Origin of the sequence: Microbacterium sp. C448 (genome assembly GCF_000582705.2) — a bacterium.
In the GTDB taxonomy this organism is placed as follows: domain Bacteria; phylum Actinomycetota; class Actinomycetes; order Actinomycetales; family Microbacteriaceae; genus Microbacterium; species Microbacterium lacus_A.
Window position 1 is genome coordinate 1 of record NZ_HG779812.1, and the last position, 2949, is coordinate 2949.

Sequence of the window (2949 nt, forward strand, 5' to 3'; positions counted from 1 at the left end):
GAGCGCAGCGAGCCGAAACGCACGCACGCACGCACGCACCCACGCACGGAAGAACCCACGTTCGACTCGTCGCTACGCTCCTCGCTCAACGAACGGGACCCTCGCGGTCGAAGCATCCCGCCCGACCACGCCCGGTTCGCGCCCCTGCCTCGTACCCTCGAACGATGGACCCGGACTGGATCGAACACCGACGTTCCGACGACCGCGAACGCGTGGGATGGATGAAGCCCGTCGACGACGGCTTCGTCGCGATCGACCTGCTGGGCCGCCCGCGCACCGGCGTCGTCGACTGGTTGCACGCCGAAGAGACGCTCGATGCGCTCGGCATCGGCTACCTCGCCGACCCGTACGAGCTCCGGCTCGAGAGCGGCGACTGGCTGCGAGTCCGGATCGCCGAGGTCTCATCCGCCAGCGTCCGTGTGAAAAAGGATGACTGGGGCGACATGTCCGCGCCGCAGATCTACTACGAGGTGCCGTTTCCCGTGCACGAAGACCTACTCCGATCGCTGTCGCGCCCCGACGGCCGCTGAGCTTGTCGAAGCGTCCCGCCCGACGCTACGGATGCCGAACATGTCGATAGGCCAACCCGTCGACCAGAATGGGCACGTGAATATCTGGCACAGACGCGTCATGCCAACGACAGCGATCGCCGTGGCGGCTCTGATGATGAGCGCCTGCGCGGCCGGCCCTGTCGCGAGAACCCCAGTCACCGACGCCCCCAGCCAGCCCGCGTCCGAGGTCATCGTCTCCCCCGACCCGCAGCAGAGCGCGGAGCCCCAGACCGGCGCCGCCGACGTGTTCCGCGCCTGGGTAGAGGCGTCCCGCATCCCGGACGTCGACACGGCGTGCGCCGCACTCGCACCCGACCTTCAGTCCCGCATGATCGCCGAGGTCAACGCGAGCGGCGCCGTCTCGGTCGAGACGTGCGAGCAGATGATCGCGGCCGCAGCCGAGCTTTACGCCGCGGTGGGCGACGACGGCGCCATCGATGTAGCCGTCCAGCAAGAGACCGCGACGAATGCCACGCTCTTCGTCACCTACCTCGCCTCCGGTGATTGCGGCACAGTGGTGATGCAGCGCACGGGCACCGAGTGGATCATCACGGACGAGTCCCAGGAGTGCGCCGGCTGACGTACCCCGCCCGTTGAGCGAGTGCTTGCCCGGTCGTTGAGCGAATGTTTGCCGTCGTTGAGCGAGCGCTTTCCCCGGTCGTTGAGCGAGCGCAGCGAGTCGAAACGCCGACCGAACCGGTCACTCAGCCGGTCGCTGAGCCTGTCAAAGCGACCAGCCAGGCATCTACTCGGGCCGCGCCGGACGAGAGCCCACAGCATCAGCGATCTGCACCGTTCCGAGCAAGAAGACGGCCGCGCCCGCGAACAGCACCAGCCACAGGGCGGGGTTCCAGCCGCTGATACCGGTTTCGTCCGCAATGATCGCGTGCCGGTACATGGCGACTGCGCCCGCACCGACCGTCATCAGGCCGAACAGGATCACGCCAATCGCCAGCCATAACCTCATCGTCTTCTCCCCCTCGTTCGCCAGCAGAGTATCGGGCGGTCAGTTCACGAGCTCGGAACGCAGCACCGGAAAGCTGTCGCGCACCGTGCGCCACAGGATGGCGTGGTCGATGCGGTCGTAGTGATGTGCGACGAAGTCGCGGTTGCGCGCCGCCTGCCGGAACAACGGGCTCGCGAAGCGCTCGGGCGCCGCAGTGACGAGGCGCTTCGCGAGCTCGCCGACGCGGTTCGACAATGCCTCGAACGCGAGGGGCAGGGCCGGGTCCAGCCGGTACGCCTCTTCACCTCGGGCCACCAGCTCGGCGGCCTGGTCGAGGGTGGAGATCAGGTCGGCGATCCAGCGTTCTACCCGGTCCTCGTCCTTCACAGAGCTACGCTCTCGCGCAGGATCTCGGAGTCACGGTCGGAATCGAGAGCCGCGATCGGCGTCACCGAGACTTTGGTACCCAGCAGGAGTTCGAGGTCTATCTCGAACTGCGCGATGTCGAAGAGCGTGGAGCTCTCCAGCGGAGTCACGAGCAGATCGACATCGCTCGCCGCCGTCTGCTCGCCCCGAGCGACCGACCCATAAACTCGCACGTCGGCGAGGTTTGACGCGGTCGCGAGCTTGTCAATGATCGGAGCAAGCGCGCGCAGCCGAGCGAGGGATACGCCGGATGCCTCGGCTGTCAGCCGCTCGTACGAGGCGAACGGCATCAGCACGGCCTCGGGCTTGCGATGCGAACCGATCACAACCACGTCGGCCACAGGGTCGGCACGAAACGCTCGCAGCGCCCGCGAGAGGCCACTGCGCGCTTCACCCACCGGCACCACATTCGACATGTCGGCCTCCAATTTGTACATATTTTTGCACATAATCGAAGCGCACACCGGAGACACAGCGAGTTCTCGCCCGTCTCCGTCCGGTCGGAGAGCTTCTCGAAGCGACCTCACGTCAGTCGCGGCAACGCGCGCCGTCACTCTCTGACCGTGCTGACTTGCTAACGCGCGGATGCTAATCCATCCCGAGCAAACGCTCGAGTCCGTCCTCGGTGATGATCGGGATGCCGTACTGCCGAGCTTGCTTTGCCTTCCCGGACATCGAGTCGGGATCAGCAGCGACAAGCACCTTCGCCGACTTCACCATCGAATTCTTGGGAACGAATCCCATCTGCTCGAGAATCCGGAACGACTCGGGGCGGTCCCGCCGGGTATCGCCCGTGATCACGATCGTGTCGCCCGGGACGAGTCGGAAACCGGTACTCAATGTCGGCGTAGTCAGGACAGGTGGAGTTGCGGCATTCAGAATCGTCGCGTCATCAACCTCGAGCACGCTTCCAATCGCTTGGATGTCGCTCCACTCTCGCTCCGTCAGCTTCCCGTCGGCCCACGCTGCCGTGACGAGGCGGGACTGCTGCACGAATAGGTGACATCTGATCTGGCTTGCCCGGGA

6 protein-coding genes are annotated in these 2949 nt (G+C 65.8%); 2 read left to right on the forward strand and 4 right to left on the reverse strand.

Annotated features, from left to right (window positions below):
* Nucleotides 1–164: 164 nt before the first annotated feature.
* Together MIC448_RS15100 and MIC448_RS15105 are read left to right on the forward strand one after the other, a co-directional pair.
* Nucleotides 165–530: a hypothetical protein gene (locus tag MIC448_RS15100; protein WP_036301624.1), complete on the forward strand. Its 366-nt coding sequence runs from the start codon at nt 165–167 to the stop codon at nt 528–530.
* 100 nt (nt 531–630) lie between these two features.
* A complete protein-coding gene (locus MIC448_RS15105) occupies nt 631–1131 on the forward strand; it encodes a hypothetical protein (RefSeq protein ID WP_036301663.1) in 501 nt (166 codons plus the stop codon).
* Nucleotides 1132–1296: 165 nt separating this feature from the next.
* Here the strand turns inward: MIC448_RS15105 and MIC448_RS15110 are convergent, their stop codons facing one another.
* The 4 genes from MIC448_RS15110 to MIC448_RS15125 form a co-directional block, all read right to left on the reverse strand.
* Nucleotides 1297–1518, reverse strand: a complete 222-nt coding sequence (locus MIC448_RS15110) for a hypothetical protein (protein WP_144238072.1) — start codon at nt 1516–1518, stop codon at nt 1297–1299.
* Between the two features lie 39 nt (nt 1519–1557).
* Nucleotides 1558–1884, reverse strand: a complete 327-nt coding sequence (locus MIC448_RS15115) for a DUF86 domain-containing protein (protein ID WP_036301627.1) — start codon at nt 1882–1884, stop codon at nt 1558–1560.
* Entirely contained in the window at nt 1881–2339 is a 459-nt protein-coding gene (locus tag MIC448_RS15120) for a nucleotidyltransferase domain-containing protein (RefSeq protein WP_158497555.1), read from the reverse strand. The genes MIC448_RS15115 and MIC448_RS15120 overlap by 4 nt, the downstream gene beginning before the upstream one ends.
* A 172-nt stretch (nt 2340–2511) precedes the next feature.
* Nucleotides 2512–2916, reverse strand: a complete 405-nt coding sequence (locus MIC448_RS15125) for a BRCT domain-containing protein (RefSeq protein ID WP_036301629.1) — start codon at nt 2914–2916, stop codon at nt 2512–2514.
* Nucleotides 2917–2949: the final 33 nt, after the last annotated feature.